Below are 19,010 nucleotides of genomic sequence, written 5' to 3' on the forward strand. Positions count from 1 at the left end.
CACCGCCATTGGCAGTATTTTTATAGATGCCGAAATAGCTCAGTTGGTAGAGCAACGCATTCGTAATGCGTGGGTCGAGGGTTCGAGTCCCTTTTTCGGCTTGATAATATGGGAAGGCTGCCTGCAATGAACCCCATCAGGGTGCATTTGCTGGCAGCCTTTCGTTGCTATATTGGTGGAACTTCCCGAAGGAGGCGTGGATATGGAGGCACCTAAGTGGTACAGACATTTAAAGACGATAAACAGACATAAATGGATGGTGATGAAGAACTGTTTCAGATGTGGCTTATACAAGCAGGGACTTCTTCACGATCTGTCCAAGTATTCATGGACGGAGTTTTCTGTGGGAGCAAGATACTTCCAGGGGACTAGGAGCCCTAACGACGCTGAGAGAGAAGAAAAGGGGTATTCTGGCGCGTGGCTGCATCACAAAGGCAGGAATAAGCATCATCTGGAATATTGGATAGATTACAGCGCCGACAAGAGCAACAGACAGCTCATGGGAATGAAGATGCCAGTCAAATATGTTGTGGAGATGTTCTGTGATAGGGTTGCGGCAAGTAAGAATTATAACAGGGATGAATATACGGATGCATATCCACTGAATTATTATCTCAGGGGCAGATCGAGGGATCTGTTGCATCCGGAGTCTGCAAAGCTTCTGGAATCAATGCTGGCAATGTTGGCAGAGAAGGGTGAAGATTTTACTTTCGATTATATAAGACGTGAGATCCTGCATAACAGGAAGTGATGCGGGGTACAGAGTTGACAGATGACAGGGAGGAAAATGTATGGAATTTACACATTTGCATGTGCATACAGGTTACAGTCTGCTAGATGGAGCTGCCAAGATAAAGGAGCTTGTACACCGGGCTAAGGAGCTTGGGTATGACTCGCTGGCGATAACCGATCATGGTGTCATGTATGGAGTTATAGAATTCTACGAGGCGTGCATGGCTGAGGGTATAAAGCCGATACTTGGCTGTGAGGTCTATGTAAGTCCGGGATCAAGATTTGACAGAGAGGTGGGAAAAGGAGATGATAGATACTATCATTTGGTCCTTCTGGCTGAGACAGATCAGGGATACCACAATCTCTCAAAGATAGTTACCCGTGGATTTACTGAGGGATTTTATTACAAACCGAGAGTTGATATGGAGGTGTTGGAAAAGTATCACGAGGGCATAATAGCATTGAGTGCGTGTCTTGCTGGTGAGGTTGCAACCCATTTAAGGAAGAACGACTATGAAGGCGCCAGGAAAGCCGCAGTGAAATACAGGAATATATTTGGTGAGAATAACTATTTCCTTGAGATGCAGGATCACGGTATTCCTGATCAGGCTACTGTGAATGCAGGTGTCATGAGACTTTCAAAGGAACTTGGCATACCAATGGTAGTTACCAACGATTCTCATTATATTTATGCCGAGGACTGGGAGGCGCATGACGTGCTGCTCTGCATCCAGACAAACAGGAAGGTCCAGGATGAGAACAGGATGCGTTATGATGGAGGACAGTATTACCTCAAGTCCAAAGAGGAGATGGCGGAACTGTTTCCATATGCACTGGAAGCTCTTGAAAATACCCATAAGATAGCGGAGAGGTGCAACGTCAAGATCATATTCGGTGAACAGAAGGTGCCGAGATTTGACGTGCCAGACGGATATACGGCGGAGGAGTATCTTGAAAAGCTTGTATATGACGGTATGGAGAGAAAATACGGTATAAAGTATGCGGACACGGAAGACCTCAGTGAGGGTGATAAAGGATATGATGTGCGCCAGAGGATAGACTATGAGCTCTCGGTCATAAAGAGCATGGGATTTGTTGACTATTTTCTCATAGTATGGGATTTTATTCATTTTGCAAAGACAAATGGAATAGCAGTGGGACCGGGACGAGGCTCAGCGGTTGGAAGCGTGGTCGCATACTGCCTGGACATAACAACCATAGAGCCTATGCAGTACGATCTTCTTTTTGAGCGGTTCCTGAATCCGGAGCGTGTATCCATGCCGGATATTGATATAGACTTCTGCTACATAAGGCGACAGGAGGTTATTGATTACTGTGTTAAGAAGTACGGAGAAGAATGCGTAACGCAGATAATCGCATACCAGACCATGGGTGCACGAAATGTCATAAGAGATGTCGGCAGGGCTATGGATATTCCATATGCCCAGTGTGATGCCCTTGCGAAGGCGATCCCGGCAGAAAAGGACATGACGATAGATATAGCACTGAAGACAAGCAAGGATTTTCAGGATATGTACAGGGGTTCGGATGAGATAAGGAAACTAGTGGATATCGCGAAGAAGCTTGAGGGACTTCCGAGAAATGCGGGAATGCATGCAGCGGGGGTTGTTATCGGCCGTGAGGCTATAGAAGAATATGCGCCGCTCTCAGTTGGTGCTGAGGGTGCAGTTGTAACACAGTTTGAGAAGAACACAGTCGAACACCTTGGAATGCTCAAGATGGACTTTCTGGGACTTCGTACTGCCACTGTCATACAAGATACAGTTAAGCTCATCAAGGAGAACACGGGAAGAGATCTTGACATAGACAACATAGACTATGATGATCCGAATATACTGGGGCTTATGGGACAGGGTAAGACAGAAGGAATGTTCCAGCTTGAAAGCCCGGGAATGAAAAATTTTATGATGAAGCTGAAGCCACAGAGTCTGGATGATGTAATCGCCGGAGTGGCACTTTTCAGACCGGGTCCGATGCAGTTCATAGATGACTATATCAGAGGTAAGGAGAACCGGGAGCTTGTAAGATATGATACGCCGGAGCTTGAGGAGATACTGGAGCCGACATACGGTTGTATCATTTATCAGGAGCAGGTAATGCAGATAGTTATGAAACTGGCAGGCTACACTCTGGGGAGAAGTGATCTGGTTAGAAGAGCTATGGCTAAGAAGAAGCCCGAGGAGATGGAGAAGGAGCGTAAAAACTTCGTTTATGGCAACAAGGAGCTGAATGTGCCAGGTTGTGTTGCAAATGGAATATCAGAGGATGTTGCAAACAAGATATTCGATGAGATGATGAAGTTCGCAGAGTACGCGTTCAACAAGTCCCATTCTGTAGCATATGCGGTACTTGCAGCCCAGACAGCTTACCTGAAATATTACTATCCAGTGGAATTTATGGCTGCACTTATATCGTCAGTTCTCGATAACAACGGCAAGGTCGCAAAGTATATAAATGTCTGTAAGCAGATGAACGTTGAGATACTCCCGCCAGACATAAATGAGGGAGTTGCCAAATTCTCCATAAGCGATGGAAAGATACGATATGGTCTGTCCGGAATAAAGAGTGTTGGTGCTGCGGTAGTGGACAGGATAGTTGAGGAGAGAAAGAAAAATGGCAGATTTAAGGACCTCCATGACTTCCTCACAAGAATGCCGTCGAAGGATACCAACAAGAAGACTGTCGAGGCACTTATACTCAGCGGAGCGTTTGATGGAATGGGAGCTAATAGAAAGCAGATGTTCATGGCGCTTCCAGCCATATCTGAAGAGACTGCAAGGGAGAGAAAAAGCAGGGAATCAGGACAGCTGTCACTGTTCGATATCATGGGTGAAGATTTTGCGGCAAGCACAAGAGTGCCGTATCCTGAGGTGGAGGAATATCCGGACACGGAGAAGCTTTCACTAGAGAAGTCTGTTCTTGGAGTGTATATATCCGGACATCCTCTTGGAAAATATGTGGATCTGTTGCAGAAAAACTGCACAGCACAGTCTCTGGATTTTGCCGGCGACAGTGAGGATGATGCAGAGCTGGATGACGCCGGAACGGATGAGAAGGACAGAAAGATCCAGGATGGCGCTGTGTATGTAGTGGGCGGAATCATTACGGATGTATCGGTAAAACTTACAAGAAACAACCAGAACATGGCATATGTTACCCTGGAGGATCTTGTAGGTCAGATAGATATCGTAGTGTTCCCTAGAGATTTTGAAAAACATAGGGAGCAGCTCAGAGTTGACAACAGAGTGTTTGTCAGAGGTCGCGCAGATGTGGGAGAAAAGGACAGCAAGATCATTCTTTCTGATCTTGTTGCATTTGACAATGTGACAAATGGTGTGGTGGAATTCGCCTCGCAGAGAAGCTGGGGGACAAAGCAAAAGCCTGTTAAGAGCAACAAGCAGCTGTGGGTTTTGTTTGACGATATGAATGAGTATGTGAAAAACGAGGCGGAATTTATGTCAATCCTCGAGGAACACAGAGGCAACTGTCCTGTGTATGTGCAGCTTAAAGCCACGAGACAGATGAAGAGTATGGGAAGAGGCTTCTGTGTGGATGAGAATTCAGGCATACTCTACTCACTTCAGATGGAATATGGCAAAGACAGGGTGCTTTTACGAGATGTATAGATGAAGGAGAAAAGGAACATTGAATAAAACTTTGGATATAATCACGGCTAACAGCAATCCTAAAGTAAAGATGTTAAATAAGCTGAACAAGGACTCAAGGCTCAGAAGAGAGCGGGATGTCTTTATCGTTGAGGGTATAAGGATGTTCAGGGAAATACCGGTGGACAGTGTGGATGAGATCTACATGTCGGAATCAGCGTACGCTGAATACTGCGATGAGGACGATCTGCAGGAGCTTTATAATGCGGCTGAGGTTACGGTTATGAGCGACAGTGTATTTGCGGGGGTGTCACAGACGAAAACGCCGCAGGGCTGCATGGCAGTCGTCAGATGTTTTCATTATGAAATGACCGATATTGCGGGCAGTACGGACACAGCGACATATCTGATACTGGATACCATCCAGGATCCAGGAAATATGGGAACTATATTCAGAAGTGCTGAGGCTGCGGGAATTACTGGGGTGATCATAGGTCCCGGTTCATGTGATCCGTATAATCCAAAGGTTGTCAGATCGACCATGGGAGCGATATTCAGGGTGCCGTTTGTGCAGAGTGATGATCTGATCTACACCATAGATGCGCTGAAGCGAAAAGGTGTGCTGATATACGGGGCACATCTTGACGGAGAGGAACTTTACGATACGGAATTTCCTGACAAGATAGCATTCCTCATTGGAAACGAGGGAAATGGCCTGTCAAAGGCTGTGTCGGATACTGCCGACAGACTTCTGCGCATTCCGATGGAGGGGAAAGTGGAGTCGCTTAATGCCGCAATATCTGCAACACTTTTGTCGTATGAGGCCATGAGACAGCGAAGGAGTGCACGACAAAACTAGATTAAACAAGACAGCATATTTTTGAATCATCTGGCATAACTTTTAGAGTATGCAAAAGTTTGTTATAACGGAGGGAGAAAATATGACTGAAAAAACATTAAACAACAATCAGGTAGTGGTGGCAGGAGAGATAGCATCAGAATTTACATTCAGCCACGAAATATTCGGAGAGGGATTTTATATGGTTGATCTTATGGTGAGTCGCTTGAGCGATGCCTACGATGTGATCCCGCTTATGGTGTCTGACAGACTGTTTGATGTGAACGAGTCCCATGTAGGTGAGAAGATCATGGCTAAGGGGCAGTTCAGATCCTACAACAAGCATGAGGAGACAAAGAACCGACTTATACTATCTGTGTTTGTGAGAGAGATCGAACAGCTGGACGAGGATGAGCCGGAGGAGGAGAACAGACCGAACCAGATATATCTTGATGGTTACATATGTAAGGCTCCAGTGTACAGGATGACTCCTCTCGGCAGGGAGATAGCTGATGTTCTGCTCGCAGTGAACAGAGCGTATGGAAAGAGTGATTACATACCTTGCATATGCTGGGGAAGAAATGCGAGATTTGCAGGAAAACTTCAGGTCGGGGAACATGTGGCGATATGGGGAAGGATACAGAGCAGAGAATATCAGAAACGTATCGACAACGACCAGGTGGTTAGCAGAGTAGCCTATGAGGTATCTGTGAGCAAAATGGAATGCCTTGAATAATATTTCATAAGGAGGGACCCGCGTAAGCGGGAGGATTTCTTGTGAAGCACGCAGGCGCCGCGCGAAGCGCATAGGAATGCGCCTGCACAATATTTCATAAGGAGGAACCCACGTAAGTGGGAGAATTTCTTGTGAAGCACGCAGGCGCCGCGCGAAGCGCATAGGAATGCGCCTGTACCTTATTTCATAAGGAGGGACCCGCGTAAGTGGGAGGATTCCGGCTAAATAGATGTTGACATAGGGTGAAGTCGGTGATATAGTAGCACTATCTAAGGTTAAACTGAATACAATATAGTAGAGGCGCGGGATTTAAGAGTAGACAGAATGATGCGTGTGGTTGCATATGAGTTCTGGTGAAAGGAGAGACCGCCGAAGTTGTGAACCAGCCACGGAGTTCACTGCTGGTTGTGCAGTTAATAGCTGTATGACTGTCATCGATATTTATATAGGCTATTTTATTTATAGAGATGGAGAGCTACTTATAAGAATGAGATATTTTTATGGGTTGGCTTTTCGCCAACCCATTTTTATGCTACATGCTATATTGTATCAACTATTATTTTTAAGGAGGATGACAATATGTCGATTTTTACCGGTTCAGCAGTTGCACTTGTAACACCATTTTTGGAGAATGGAGATGTGGATTATGCTAAGCTCAAGGAGCTTGTAGAATTTCATGTAGCTCATAAGACTGACGCGATAGTAATATGTGGAACAACAGGAGAGGCATCCACACTCTCACATGAGGAGCATTTGGAGTGTGTGAAGAAATGTGTAGAATTTGCCGATCACAGAATAAAGGTTATAGCAGGAACAGGTTCAAACTGTACAGCTACAGCGATCTATCTTTCAACAGAGGCTGAGAGCTACGGTGTTGACGGACTCCTTGTTGTTACACCATACTACAACAAGGCAACACAGAAGGGACTTATAGCTCATTTCACAGCTGTAGCAAATTCAGTAAATGTTCCTATCATTCTTTACAATGTTCCATCGCGTACAGGATGCAATATCCAGCCGGAGACAGCAGTATATCTGGCGCAGAACGTGGAGAATATAGTGGGAATCAAGGAAGCATCAGGAAATATAAGCCAGGTAGTAAAGCTTGCAAGCCTTGCAAATGGATGCATAGATATATATTCAGGAAATGATGATCAGGTAGTACCTCTTCTGGCGCTTGGCGGAAAGGGAGTTATATCAGTTACAGCAAATATCATTCCTGAGGATGTACACGATATGGTTCAGAAGTATCTTGATGGCGATGTTCAGGAAAGTCTGGATCTTCAGCTCAAGACTATTGACCTCTGCAATGCACTGTTCTGTGAGGTCAACCCAATTCCTGTAAAGAAAGCTGTTGAACTTCTCGGTATGTGCGGTGGTACACTCAGAATGCCTCTTACAGAGATGGAGCCACAGAATGTAGAGAAACTGAAGAAGGCCATGGAGGACTACGGAGTACTCTAAAAATTATGGCACAATATTTAAATATATGCTGAAAATGTCTGCGGTCTGTCAGGACTGCAGACATTTTGTCTTTATAAGGACATTTTATCTTTGTAAGGAAAAACATTGCACAATAGACCGCAAATGTGTAAAATGGAGTACATGTCGTAATGTATACAACAGTGAAAGAAACTGATAAATATCATGCAAATGAAAATACTGATATATGGAGGATGATACAGATGGTAAAGATTATCATGCATGGATGTAATGGAAGGATGGGACAGGTCATAACCGGGATAACGGCAAATGATCCTGAAGCTGAGATAGTAGCCGGTATAGATGTGGTTGACTGTAGAGATAATGGATATCCTGTATTTACAGATATTGATGATTGTGATGTAAAGGCTGATGTCATCATAGATTTCGCAGCAGCAGCAGCAGTGGATAAGCTGCTTGATTACGGTGTTAGAACACAGACTCCTATAGTTCTCTGTACCACAGGACTTTCCGATGAGCAGTTGGCGAAAGTGAAGGAATGTAGTGAGAAGGTTGCTATACTCAAGTCTGCAAATATGTCACTTGGAATAAATACACTCATGAAGCTTCTGAAAGATGCTGCAAAGGTGTTCAGTCCTGCTGGATATGATGTAGAGATAGTAGAAAAACATCACAATCAGAAGGTCGATGCTCCATCGGGAACGGCACTTGCACTTGCTGATTCCATAAACGAAGCGTGTGGAGAACAGTATGAGTATGTGTATGACAGAAGTCAGGTGAGAAAGAAGAGAGATAAGAGAGAACTCGGAATTTCAGCGGTGAGAGGTGGCACTATCGTAGGAGAGCACGAGGTTATATTTGCGGGAATAGATGAGGTTATAGAGTTCAAGCATACAGCATATTCAAAGTCAGTATTTGCCAAGGGTGCAGTTGAGGCAGGCAAGTTCCTTAAGGGCAAAGCGGCAGGAATGTATGATATGGCGGATGTCATAGGATAGGAGATACAATGGATATTTCAACAAGAACTGAGGATGGCGAGCTGGTTCTATGTGCCAGTTCGATATACAATCAGAAGTTTTATCTGAACAAAGAGTTTTCAAAACTTCCTGATGATATAAAGGATGAGCTTCATGCCATGTGTGGGGCATTTACTCAGGAAGTCGGCGGCATATTTATGCTGGTGTTTGATGATGCTGGTAATCTGAGGATACAGACAAGGGCGCTTGACGATGATCTTCTGTTTGACGACATAGGATGTGGACTGAAGGTGAAAAAGCTGCAGAATGAGAAGCGCGAACTGTTTCAGAGCCTGGAGCTTTTCTACAAGATATTTATACAGGGCGTAGACCTTGACAGCCTTATAAAAGAATGATAAAAATTTGATGATCAGGAAGGGAAAGAGATCATGTTATTTGCTATTGATGCGGGAAATACCAACATAACCATCGGACTGTTCGATGGAGAGAAACTTGAGAAAACATTTAGAATGACAACGGGGATATCGCGTACATCGGATGAGTACGGAGTGTTTCTGCTCGACTGGCTGCGAATGAGACAGTTGTCCAAGGATGTTATAGATGAGGTTATCATTGCCTCTGTAGTTCCGAAGATAATGCATTCACTTGTGAACGGTATAAAGAAATATTTTGGCATTACACCGCTTATAGTTGAGCCAGGCATAAGGACGGGCATAAATATTGCACTGCCAAATCCAAAGCAGCTCGGAGCCGACAGGATTGTAGATGCTGTGGCAGCATATCACATGTATGGAGGACCAGTTCTCACGATTGATTTTGGAACTGCTACCACATATGATCTCATAAGTAGCGATGGTATATTTGAGGCCGAAGTCACATCACCTGGTATAAGACTTATAGCAAATGCACTTTGGACGGGAACTGCAAAGCTTCCTGAGATAGAGATAAAGGTGCCTGACACTATCCTGTGCAAGGACACAATATCCAGTATGCAGGCGGGTGTCTGTATGGGTTACATAGGTCAGACTGAATATATAGTGAAGAGGATGAAGAAGGAGTCAGGTCTCGACGACATGAAAGTGGTTGCAACGGGCGGTCTCGGCAAGATGATATATGAGAACACGGACTGTATAGATGTGTATGATCCGGATCTTACTCTCCACGGACTCAGACTTATCATGGACAAGCAGAAATAGAAAAATGACATATATATAGAAGCAATGGAGAAATTTATGGATTTTAGGGATAAATTGATCCTGGCGCCGATGGCTGGTGTATGTGACCAGCCATTTCGTCTTTTATGCAAGGAACAGGGCTGCGATATCCTGTATAGCGAGATGGTCAGCGCCAAGGCGATATACTATAACAATAAGAATACAAAGCCCCTCTTGGCAATGGATGAGAGGGAGAAGCCGTTTGGACTTCAGCTCTTTGGCTCAGATCCTGTGATAATGGCTGAGATGGCGAAAAAGATAGAGGGAAATGGATACTCGTTTATAGATATAAATATGGGATGTCCGGTGCCAAAGGTGGTGAATAACGGTGAGGGATCAGCCCTCATGAAAGACCCTCTTCTGGTGGGCAGGATTGTTGAGACGGTGGCAAATGCGATAAGTATACCTCTGACGATAAAGATAAGAAGTGGATTTGATCCTGAGCATATAAATGCCCCGGAGATCGCACATATAGCCCAGGAAAGTGGTGCTGCGGCGGTTGCGGTACACGGCAGGACAAGACAGCAGTATTATCAGGGACACGCCGACTGGGATGTCATAGCCAGAGTAAAGCAGGTGTGCAATATACCAGTCATAGGCAATGGCGATATAAACACTCCAAAGGACATTATAGATATGAGAAATCAGACGGATTGTGACGGATTTATGATAGGCAGAGGAGCCAGAGGAAACCCGTGGATATTCAGGGATATGAAGTATTATTATGAGCATGGAGATCTGCCACCGAGACCGGATGCCCATGAGGTGAGGGGGATGATCCTCAGACATGCAAGGTTGATGACTGAGTTTAAGGGAGAGTATATTGGGATCCATGAGATGCGAAAACATGTGGCATGGTACTCTGCTGGAATGTACGATTCGGCAAGGCTAAGGGGGCTTGTGAACGAGGTTGAGACATACGATGAGCTTGTGGAATTGCTTGACAGGTGGGAAGAAAGTATACCTGAAAAAGTGATGTAGAGTTAACATAATAATTAAAAATTGTAACAAGAAATAAAGAAATTCTTAAAAAATGTAAAGTAAAAATATACAATGTGCCAATATGTTTCAAAAATGTTACAGGGATTAAATGTGTGATATGCACAAAAATATAGTGCAAAAATGTTACATATTTACATTAACAGAAATAAAGAATTTTGTACAATTGTGCAGCATTCATAAAAATAGCTACTTTGCTTGACCTTTCTTTTGACAGAGATTATAATAGCGTCATGAGTAAAAAATTAACGGTTTTGTAACAATTCTGAAACCGTAAAGAAATTAAGGAGAAAAGGTTATGCAAAGGTTTTCAGATTCATCACGTATGAAATCACAGAAACTAAAGAAAACATCACTCAAGACATCACTTAGAAAGAACGTAAAGAAAATCAGCATCGGAGCAGTGCTCATTGCAGTTGGAATATCATCATATGGTGTTATCTATTCAGATGACAGCATGGTATCATCAAAGAGCAGAGGCATATCCATTGCGGCAGCAGGTAATACATTATATGCAGACAATGCAGCAGACTACGCGGAGACCACAGCAACTGAACAGTTGGCAGATGGAACACTTTCAGACGTCAACAAGACCGGTTCAACAGTACTCTCAAGCAAGAAGTCTACAAGACAGGCAGTAGCGATCAGCGGAGGAGTTCAGCATGCTCCAGCAGAAGCTGTTGAGCAGAAGATTGAATTTGAAGAGGTTACAACTCAGGCAACAGAGGCTACCACAGAGATGAAGGTAGAGGATGACAATAAGTCAACAGCAGGTCTGCCAGAGGATGAGATCTCAGAGGATCCATCTACAGAGAAGGCAACTGACGGACTTCCGGAGGATAAGGTAATGTATGTGAATGGTGAGACATCAGGTACATATCTCGGAACATTCTGGATCACAGCATATTGTCCATGTCCGATCTGCTGTGGAGAGTACAGCAATATGGATAACCCAACAACAGCCTCAGGAGCACCTGCAGTTGAGGGAGTTACATGTGCAGCGCCTAGCAACTTCGAGTTCGGAACAGAGCTGATAGTTGACGGGCATACATATACAGTTCAGGACAGAGGAGGAGCTATCAATGGAAATCATCTTGATATCTACTTCTCAAACCATCAGGCCGCACTTAACTTCGCAACAGGCTACTATGATGTATATGTAAAGTAATACAGCAATCACAGTTCAATTGAATATAAACTTATACAGTAAAACCCGCCATCAGGCGGGTTTTGTGTTGTGTAAAGCGATATGGAGAAGATGAAGGCCGTGGTTTTGATATCATGCCAGCATTGCTTGCCTGAATGCCTTGTTTTTTCTATATCCCTGTGTTATAATGCACACGATTATTTGTGGATTACTTGATCCATAGAATATTTGAAGATGCATATAACCTAGAGGATTAAATACATTTTAAGGAGATTGGCAAATGGAACTGATTTACAGAAGCACAAGAAATGCAAACGAGACAGCAACAGCGTCACAGGCTATACTTAAGGGCCTTGCTAATGAGGGAGGACTTTTTGTACCGGATTCGATCCCGGCACTTGATGTGTCGCTGGAAGATCTGGCAAAGATGAACTATCAGCAGGTAGCCTATGAGGTTATGAAATTAATGTTCACAGACTTCACAGAGGATGAACTTAAGCATTGTATAAATTCAGCATATGACTCAAAGTTTGATACACCGGTCATAGCACCACTTGTAAATAAGGCAGGAGCATATTATCTTGAGCTGTTCCATGGTTCAACGATCGCATTTAAGGATATGGCACTTTCAATTCTCCCTTATCTCCTCACAACATCAGCGAAGAAGAATGGCGTGAAGAATGAGATCGTCATCCTCACAGCAACATCAGGAGATACAGGTAAGGCTGCCCTTGCTGGATTTGCAGATGTACCAGGAACAAAGATAATAGTATTCTATCCAAAGCATGGTGTAAGCCCTATTCAGGAGAAACAGATGGTTACCCAGAAGGGAGACAATACATTTGTTGTAGGTATCACAGGCAACTTTGATGATGCCCAGACAGGTGTAAAGAAGATGTTCTCAGATACAGAGCTTGCAAAGTACATGGATGAGAAGGGATATCAGTTCTCATCAGCAAACTCCATCAACATCGGACGTCTTGTTCCTCAGATGGTATATTATGTATACGCATACACAAGACTTGTTGCAGATGGAACCATCAAGGCCGGTGACAAGATCAATGTGGATGTTCCAACAGGTAACTTTGGAAATATCCTCGCTGCATATTATGCAAAGGAGATGGGACTTCCAATCGCGAAGTTCATCTGTGCGTCAAATGACAACAAGGTTCTGTTTGATTTCTTCCAGACAGGAACATATGATAGAAACAGAGAGTTCATACTCACAACATCACCATCGATGGATATCCTCATCTCAAGCAACCTTGAGAGACTGATATACAAGATCGCTGGCAACGATGCTGAGAAGAACTCAGAGCTTATGAAAGAACTCACAACAGATGGTGTGTACACCATCACAGACGATATGAAGGCAAAGCTTGCCGAGTTCTATGGTGGATATGCTACAGAGGCAGAGACAGCAGCAACCATCAAGAAGGTATACGAGTCAGACGATTATATCATCGATACACATACAGCAGTTGCAGCTACAGTATATGACAAGTATGTGGCAGAGACAGGTGATAAGACGCCTACAGTCATCGCATCAACAGCAAGCCCATACAAGTTCACAAGAAGCGTTATGAACGCTATAGATCCTGAGTACGATTCCAAGACAGACTTTGAGCTCGTTGACGAGCTTGAGAAGCTCTCAGGAGTAAAGGTGCCTCAGGCTATAGAGGATATCAGATCAGCAAAGGTACTCCACGACACAGTATGTGACAAGGAGGATATGCTGGCAGAGGTTAAGGGATTCCTTAATATTTAAAGTGATATTAGAAACGTCAACCAGTCTGTTGGATAGAAATTCCGGCAGGTAAAGAATTGGAGCACAATATAAATACAATAAAATAGATTGACAGTTCATTAGTACCATCCTGTCACTAAACAAAACTAGGACATAAGAAGATCAGAATGTCCTATTCTGGTCTTTTTTTGTGGTGAACAGTTGGATGCTTATAGGAGGAGTTATGTATAAGTTAAAAACAAAGGCAAGTTTTGACAGCGCCCATTTTCTAAAAGATTATGAGGGCAAATGCAGCAATATCCACGGACACAGATGGACGGTGGAGATAGAGGTTGGAGCGGAAACGCTTGAGCACGATACACAGAACAGGGGAATGGTGGTAGATTTCTCGAATCTTAAGAAGGATCTGAGAGAGCTTGCAGATCATTTTGATCACAGCCTTATCATGGAGACAGGAAGTTTGAAACAGGCAACGGAGGATGCGCTGCTGGCGGAGAATCTGAGAATCGTGAAGGTTGATTTCAGACCTACGGCTGAGAACTTCGCAAAGTATATATATGATGAGATGACGAGCCGAGGCTACAATGTTATAGAGGCAAGTGTGTATGAGACACCGAATAATGTGGCGTCTTATTGCGAGTAATATAAACAATAGGATCCCGGTGAGAAACTGACTGGTCTCAAGATCTGTCAGATGTGAGACAATATACACTGGGAGAAAGGAAATATAGACGTGAGTACGTACAGAGTAGTAGAGAGATTTATAAGTATCAACGGTGAGGCGGCAAGAGCCGGAGAACTCGCTGTGTTTATCAGATTTGCGGGCTGCAATCTTAACTGCGGATACTGCGATACAAAGTGGGCAAATGAGCCGGGCGTGGACTATCAGGAGCTTACAGAGGATGAACTCGTGGATTACGTCAGGAGAACAGAGGTAAAGAATGTCACACTGACAGGCGGTGAACCGCTGATACAGAAAGACATAGACAAACTCCTTCTGGCATTTGCGCTTGAGGATGACATAAGGGTTGAGATTGAGACAAATGGAAGTGTTGATATTGCTGAGTTCAAGGCTCTCGGCGGAAATGTGTCATACACACTGGATTATAAATGCCCATCCAGCGGTATGGAGAGTGACATGTGCCTTGCAAATTATAACTATATAGACAAAAATGATTCGGTTAAATTTGTGGTAGGCTCACAGGAGGATCTGGAGAAATGCCTTGAGATAATCAGGGAATATGCACTGGATGAGAGAACGAGGGTGTTCATCAGTCCTGTGTATGGAAGTATAGATCCGGCGGATATAGTGGACTTTATGATAGAGAACGGTATGAATGATGTAAAGCTGCAGCTGCAGCTCCACAAGTTCATTTGGGATCCGGAAGAAAGAGGTGTATAAGATGGCTATAGATAAAGAGGCTATAAAGGAACACGTAAGGGGGATACTCATTGCCCTTGGCGATGATCCTGACAGAGAGGGACTTATAGAGACTCCTGACAGGGTCGCGCGCATGTATGAGGAAGTATTTGAGGGAATGAACTATACCAACGATGAGCTGGCTGAGATGTTCGGTAAGACATTTGCCGAGGATGGAGTGGCAAGACAGGCGGGCGATATGGTGTTTGTCAAGGATATAGAGGTGTTCAGCTACTGTGAGCATCACATGGCGCTTATGTATGACATGAAGGTGTCTGTTGCATACATTCCAAATGGAAGAGTGCTGGGCTTGTCCAAGATAGCAAGGATCGCGGATATGGTTGCGAAGAGACTTCAGCTCCAGGAGAGGATAGGCTCGGATATTGCCTACGTCATATCAAAGGCTGCTGGAACTGAGGATGTTGCGGTCATGATAGAGGCACATCACAGCTGTATGACGGCAAGAGGCATCAAGAAGCCGGGAAGCAAGACTATGACGACCACTCTCAGGGGAAGATTTGAGAGCGACACAGCTCTGCAGAACAAGATGCTGATGATGTACAATGCGGGAAGATAGTCATCGGTATACTGAATTGATAATTATGAATTTGCAGATTCGGGATTATTATAATGAGACCTGGAATATCATATTTGATTATATATGGAGGATGAGATTATGCAGAATTTGAAGAATAAGGATGAGGCAGTTGTAGTATTCAGTGGCGGACAGGACAGCACAACGTGTCTGTTGTGGGCACTCAAGAAGTACAAGAAGGTGTATGCGGTATCATTTGACTATGGACAGAGACATGCGTTAGAGCTTGAGTGTGCCAGGGAGATCGCGGACAAATTCGGAGTGGAGCACCACATACTCGATATGAGCCTTCTCAATCAGCTTGCGCCAAATTCTCTGACAAGAACAGACATGAAGGTTGATGAAAATGCACCTGACGAGGGTACACCGAATTCATTTGTTGACGGAAGAAATATGGTATTTCTTACATTTGTAGCAATATTTGCCAAACAGAGGGGAATATCTGATATAATAACAGGAGTGTCTCAGAGTGATTTCTCAGGATACCCTGACTGCAGGGATATATTTATCAAATCGTTAAATACAACACTAAATCTTGCAATGGACTACGAGTTTGATATAATAACACCATTGATGTGGATCGATAAGATGGAGACATGGAAGATGGCTGATGAGCTGGGTGGACTGGATGTCATCAGAGATATGACACTTACATGTTACAATGGCATCAAGGGCGAGGGCTGCGGACATTGTCCATCATGCAAGCTCCGCAAGAAGGGGTATGATCTGTACATGAAGTACAAGGAGGAACACAAGTAAATAAGCAGTATCAAACGGAAAGGTTGTGTTATTGAAAGTATGAAGAATATGCTGTTCATCATGAATCCCAAAGCGGGTAGGACTACTCTGAAGAATTCTTTGGTGGATGTGCTGGAAGTGTTCTGCAACAACGATTACGCGGTCAGGACATATCTTACGAAATCGGCAGATGACGCAGAGAGAATTGTTCAGGAGGAAGGCGCAAACTACGATGTGATCGTATGTGCGGGGGGCGACGGAACCCTGGGCAACACAGTTACAGGATATATGAAGAGCGGGATAAAGGTTCCACTTGGATATATTCCGTGTGGCTCCACCAATGACTTTGCAAGGAGCATGGACATACCGAGAGAGACAGTTGAGGCGGCTGAGATGATAGTGAAGGCAGAGCCGTTCTCCATAGATATAGGAAGTCTGAACGACAAGAACTTTGTTTATGTCGCAGCTTTTGGAATGTTCTCAGATACATCATATGCAACGCCGCAGAATATGAAGAATATATTTGGGCATGCGGCATATGTATTGCAGGGGATAAAAAGTCTGGCAAATGTACCATCTTACAAGATGAAGGTTACAATAGACGGGGACGAGCAGGAAGGCGAGTTCATATTCGGTATGGTGTCTAACTCGATATCCGTAGGAGGATTTAAGAGTATAACCCGAAAAGGCGTTGAGTTCGATGACGGACTTTTTGAGGGAGTACTGATAAGGACAATTAAGACGCCAGCTGATCTGGAGAGAGTTGTAAGGGCACTTCTTACGGGAGATGTGAATGAGAGGAGCATGGTTTCATTCAGGGCTCACAGGGTCAAGTTCGATGCAGAGGATCCGGTTGCATGGACATGCGACGGTGAGTTCGGCGGAGAATATAAGGAGACCAAGATACACATCCACAGGAGAGCGATAGATCTTCTGGTCGTTCAGGAAAGCGAGCAGGATGAGGTTATAGAATAATAGAATCGAGGATTTTACAATGGGTAAATATTTTGGAACAGATGGATTCAGAGGCGAGGCAAATGTAGACCTTACAGTGGAGCATGCTTATAAGGTTGGAAGATACCTTGGCTACTACTATGGCAAGCAGCATGATGATGGAAAGGCTCATGTCGTCATCGGAAAGGATACGAGACTTTCAAGCTACATGTTCGAGTATTCCCTGGTTGCAGGACTTACTGCCAGCGGAGCTGATGTATACCTGATGCATGTAACACCTACGCCTAGCGTGTCTTATATAGTCCGTACAGGTGATTTTGACTGCGGTATCATGATCTCAGCCAGCCACAACCCTTACTATGACAATGGTATAAAAGTCATCAACGGTCAGGGCTATAAGCTCGAGGCAGCAATAGAGAATGAGATAGAGCAGTATATAGACGGAGAGCTCGGTGAGATACCATTTGCAAAGAAGGACAGCATCGGTAAGACCACCGACTACACCATGGGAAGAAACAGATATATAGGATATCTGCTCACGATCCCTACCAGACCTTTTAAGGGAATGAGGATCGGTCTTGACTGTGCAAATGGTGCATCATATCTGGTTGCAAAGTCAGTGTATGACGCTCTCGGAGCAAAGACATATGTCATCAACAATGAACCAAATGGAACAAACATCAACACGGACTGCGGTTCAACACACATTGATAAGCTTCAGGCATTTGTCAAGGAGAAGGGACTTGATGTGGGATTTGCATTTGATGGTGATGCGGACAGATGTCTTGCAGTGGACGACAAGGGTGAGATCGTGGACGGAGACAAGATCCTCTATGTCTGCGGTCGTTATCTGAAGGATAAGGGCGAGCTGAACAACAATACGATCGTCACAACTATCATGTCCAACCTTGGACTTTACAAAGCACTTGACAAGAAGGGCATCAACTATGAGAAGACAGCAGTCGGTGACAAGTACGTGTTCGAAAATATGATGGAGCACGGACATTCCATCGGCGGCGAGCAGTCAGGACATATCATCTTCTCCAAGTATGCAACAACCGGTGACGGTGTCCTCACCTCACTGATGATCATGGAGACTATACTTGGACGTAAGGTCAAGCTCTCAGAGCTGTTCCACAGCCTGACGATATATCCACAGCTTCTTGTGAACGTCAAGGTTTCAAGCAAGGATGCAGTCATGAATGATGCTGATGTGCTGAAACTGAATGATGAGATAGCAGCAGAGCTTGGAGACGACGGAAGACTTCTTCTCAGACAGAGCGGTACAGAGCCTGTCATCAGAGTTATGGTCGAGGCAGCTACAGATGAGCTGTGTGAGAAGTATGTATACAAGATGGTAGATCTCATAAAGGCAAAGGGATACGCTGTGGAGTAGAGTGGTCTGTAGGACTTCTTGAGGAAATTCATGAAGCAGGTCTGACGATCTTGTGATATTTCTTAAGGAAAATCCTTGTAAAGATACAAAATTATCATCAATAGATAGAAAAAAGCTCAAAAGATACAAAGTACGTAAAATTTGTATCTTTTGGGCTTTTTCGTGTGCTTGGTGAAAATTTTGTGGCATAAGATACCGAGAAATTCAAAAAAGATATAATGTTATGGCAGCCACTATGGAATAATTTCAGGTGGAAGCCGGAAGGACTATGTGGTAACCTGCCGTGTCAGGAGAGAAGTACAGAGCGTCCGGTGAGGCGAGGTTGTGACAGAAAGATGTGGATTTTCTCAAGCTTAAATAGATAAATACTTGCGAAATATACTGCTGTTGGTGAAAATGCATGAAAAAAGTGGGGTATCAACCTGAAAATGATAGAATTTATCTGTTG

Annotated in this window: 17 protein-coding genes, 1 tRNA gene and 1 riboswitch; all 18 genes read left to right on the forward strand. The window is 44.2% G+C overall.

Annotated features, from left to right (window positions below; translation table 11 throughout):
- The first annotated feature begins 28 nt into the window (after positions 1 to 28).
- The 18 genes from NQ536_RS03625 to glmM all read left to right on the forward strand — a co-directional run bounded on the left by NQ536_RS03625 (position 29) and on the right by glmM (position 18,562).
- Positions 29 to 101: transfer RNA gene (locus NQ536_RS03625), tRNA-Thr, on the forward strand.
- A 101-nt stretch (positions 102 to 202) separates the two neighbouring features.
- Entirely contained in the window at positions 203 to 751 is a 549-nt protein-coding gene (locus NQ536_RS03630; RefSeq protein ID WP_022059605.1) for a DUF5662 family protein, read from the forward strand.
- A 40-nt stretch (positions 752 to 791) separates the two neighbouring features.
- A complete protein-coding gene (locus NQ536_RS03635; protein WP_004849596.1) occupies positions 792 to 4,379 on the forward strand; it encodes a DNA polymerase III subunit alpha in 3,588 nt (1,195 codons plus the stop codon).
- 37 nt (positions 4,380 to 4,416) lie between these two features.
- A complete protein-coding gene (locus NQ536_RS03640; RefSeq protein WP_044997816.1) occupies positions 4,417 to 5,217 on the forward strand; it encodes a TrmH family RNA methyltransferase in 801 nt (266 codons plus the stop codon).
- 82 nt (positions 5,218 to 5,299) lie between these two features.
- Positions 5,300 to 5,932: a single-stranded DNA-binding protein gene (locus NQ536_RS03645; RefSeq protein ID WP_044997801.1), complete on the forward strand. Its 633-nt coding sequence runs from the start codon at positions 5,300 to 5,302 to the stop codon at positions 5,930 to 5,932.
- A gap of 287 nt (positions 5,933 to 6,219) precedes the next feature.
- Positions 6,220 to 6,418, forward strand: a riboswitch (Lysine riboswitch).
- Positions 6,419 to 6,511: 93 nt separating this feature from the next.
- Complete coding sequence (dapA, locus tag NQ536_RS03650; RefSeq protein ID WP_004849602.1) at positions 6,512 to 7,396, forward strand: 4-hydroxy-tetrahydrodipicolinate synthase; 885 nt, start codon at positions 6,512 to 6,514, stop codon at positions 7,394 to 7,396.
- 221 nt (positions 7,397 to 7,617) lie between these two features.
- A complete protein-coding gene (gene dapB / locus NQ536_RS03655; RefSeq protein WP_022059608.1) occupies positions 7,618 to 8,373 on the forward strand; it encodes a 4-hydroxy-tetrahydrodipicolinate reductase in 756 nt (251 codons plus the stop codon).
- Between the two features lie 8 nt (positions 8,374 to 8,381).
- Positions 8,382 to 8,747 (forward strand): DUF6145 family protein, encoded by a 366-nt coding sequence (locus NQ536_RS03660; RefSeq protein WP_004849607.1) that lies wholly within the window; start codon positions 8,382 to 8,384, stop codon positions 8,745 to 8,747.
- A 33-nt stretch (positions 8,748 to 8,780) separates the two neighbouring features.
- Positions 8,781 to 9,548: a type III pantothenate kinase gene (locus NQ536_RS03665; protein ID WP_004849608.1), complete on the forward strand. Its 768-nt coding sequence runs from the start codon at positions 8,781 to 8,783 to the stop codon at positions 9,546 to 9,548.
- 36 nt (positions 9,549 to 9,584) lie between these two features.
- The gene (gene dusB / locus NQ536_RS03670) at positions 9,585 to 10,547 is read left to right on the forward strand and encodes a tRNA dihydrouridine synthase DusB (protein WP_155803783.1); all 963 of its coding nucleotides are present in this window, start codon (positions 9,585 to 9,587) and stop codon (positions 10,545 to 10,547) included.
- A gap of 316 nt (positions 10,548 to 10,863) precedes the next feature.
- Positions 10,864 to 11,733, forward strand: a complete 870-nt coding sequence (locus NQ536_RS03675; protein WP_155803775.1) for a 3D domain-containing protein — start codon at positions 10,864 to 10,866, stop codon at positions 11,731 to 11,733.
- Positions 11,734 to 11,992: 259 nt separating this feature from the next.
- Positions 11,993 to 13,480, forward strand: a complete 1,488-nt coding sequence (gene thrC, locus NQ536_RS03680) for a threonine synthase (RefSeq protein ID WP_004849616.1) — start codon at positions 11,993 to 11,995, stop codon at positions 13,478 to 13,480.
- A 202-nt stretch (positions 13,481 to 13,682) separates the two neighbouring features.
- Positions 13,683 to 14,102: a 6-carboxytetrahydropterin synthase QueD gene (queD, locus tag NQ536_RS03685; RefSeq protein WP_022059611.1), complete on the forward strand. Its 420-nt coding sequence runs from the start codon at positions 13,683 to 13,685 to the stop codon at positions 14,100 to 14,102.
- A gap of 90 nt (positions 14,103 to 14,192) precedes the next feature.
- Complete coding sequence (gene queE / locus NQ536_RS03690; RefSeq protein ID WP_004849619.1) at positions 14,193 to 14,861, forward strand: putative 7-carboxy-7-deazaguanine synthase QueE; 669 nt, start codon at positions 14,193 to 14,195, stop codon at positions 14,859 to 14,861.
- 1 nt (position 14,862) lies between these two features.
- A complete protein-coding gene (gene folE / locus NQ536_RS03695) occupies positions 14,863 to 15,456 on the forward strand; it encodes a GTP cyclohydrolase I FolE (RefSeq protein WP_022059613.1) in 594 nt (197 codons plus the stop codon).
- Positions 15,457 to 15,555: 99 nt separating this feature from the next.
- Positions 15,556 to 16,233 (forward strand): 7-cyano-7-deazaguanine synthase QueC, encoded by a 678-nt coding sequence (gene queC / locus NQ536_RS03700; protein WP_022059614.1) that lies wholly within the window; start codon positions 15,556 to 15,558, stop codon positions 16,231 to 16,233.
- A 39-nt stretch (positions 16,234 to 16,272) separates the two neighbouring features.
- Positions 16,273 to 17,187, forward strand: coding sequence for a diacylglycerol/lipid kinase family protein (locus tag NQ536_RS03705; protein ID WP_004849627.1), 915 nt, complete (start codon positions 16,273 to 16,275; stop codon positions 17,185 to 17,187).
- Between the two features lie 19 nt (positions 17,188 to 17,206).
- A complete protein-coding gene (gene glmM, locus NQ536_RS03710) occupies positions 17,207 to 18,562 on the forward strand; it encodes a phosphoglucosamine mutase (RefSeq protein ID WP_004849629.1) in 1,356 nt (451 codons plus the stop codon).
- Positions 18,563 to 19,010 lie beyond the last annotated feature (448 nt).

Origin of the sequence: Coprococcus eutactus (genome assembly GCF_025149915.1) — a bacterium.
GTDB lineage: Bacteria > Bacillota > Clostridia > Lachnospirales > Lachnospiraceae > Coprococcus > Coprococcus eutactus.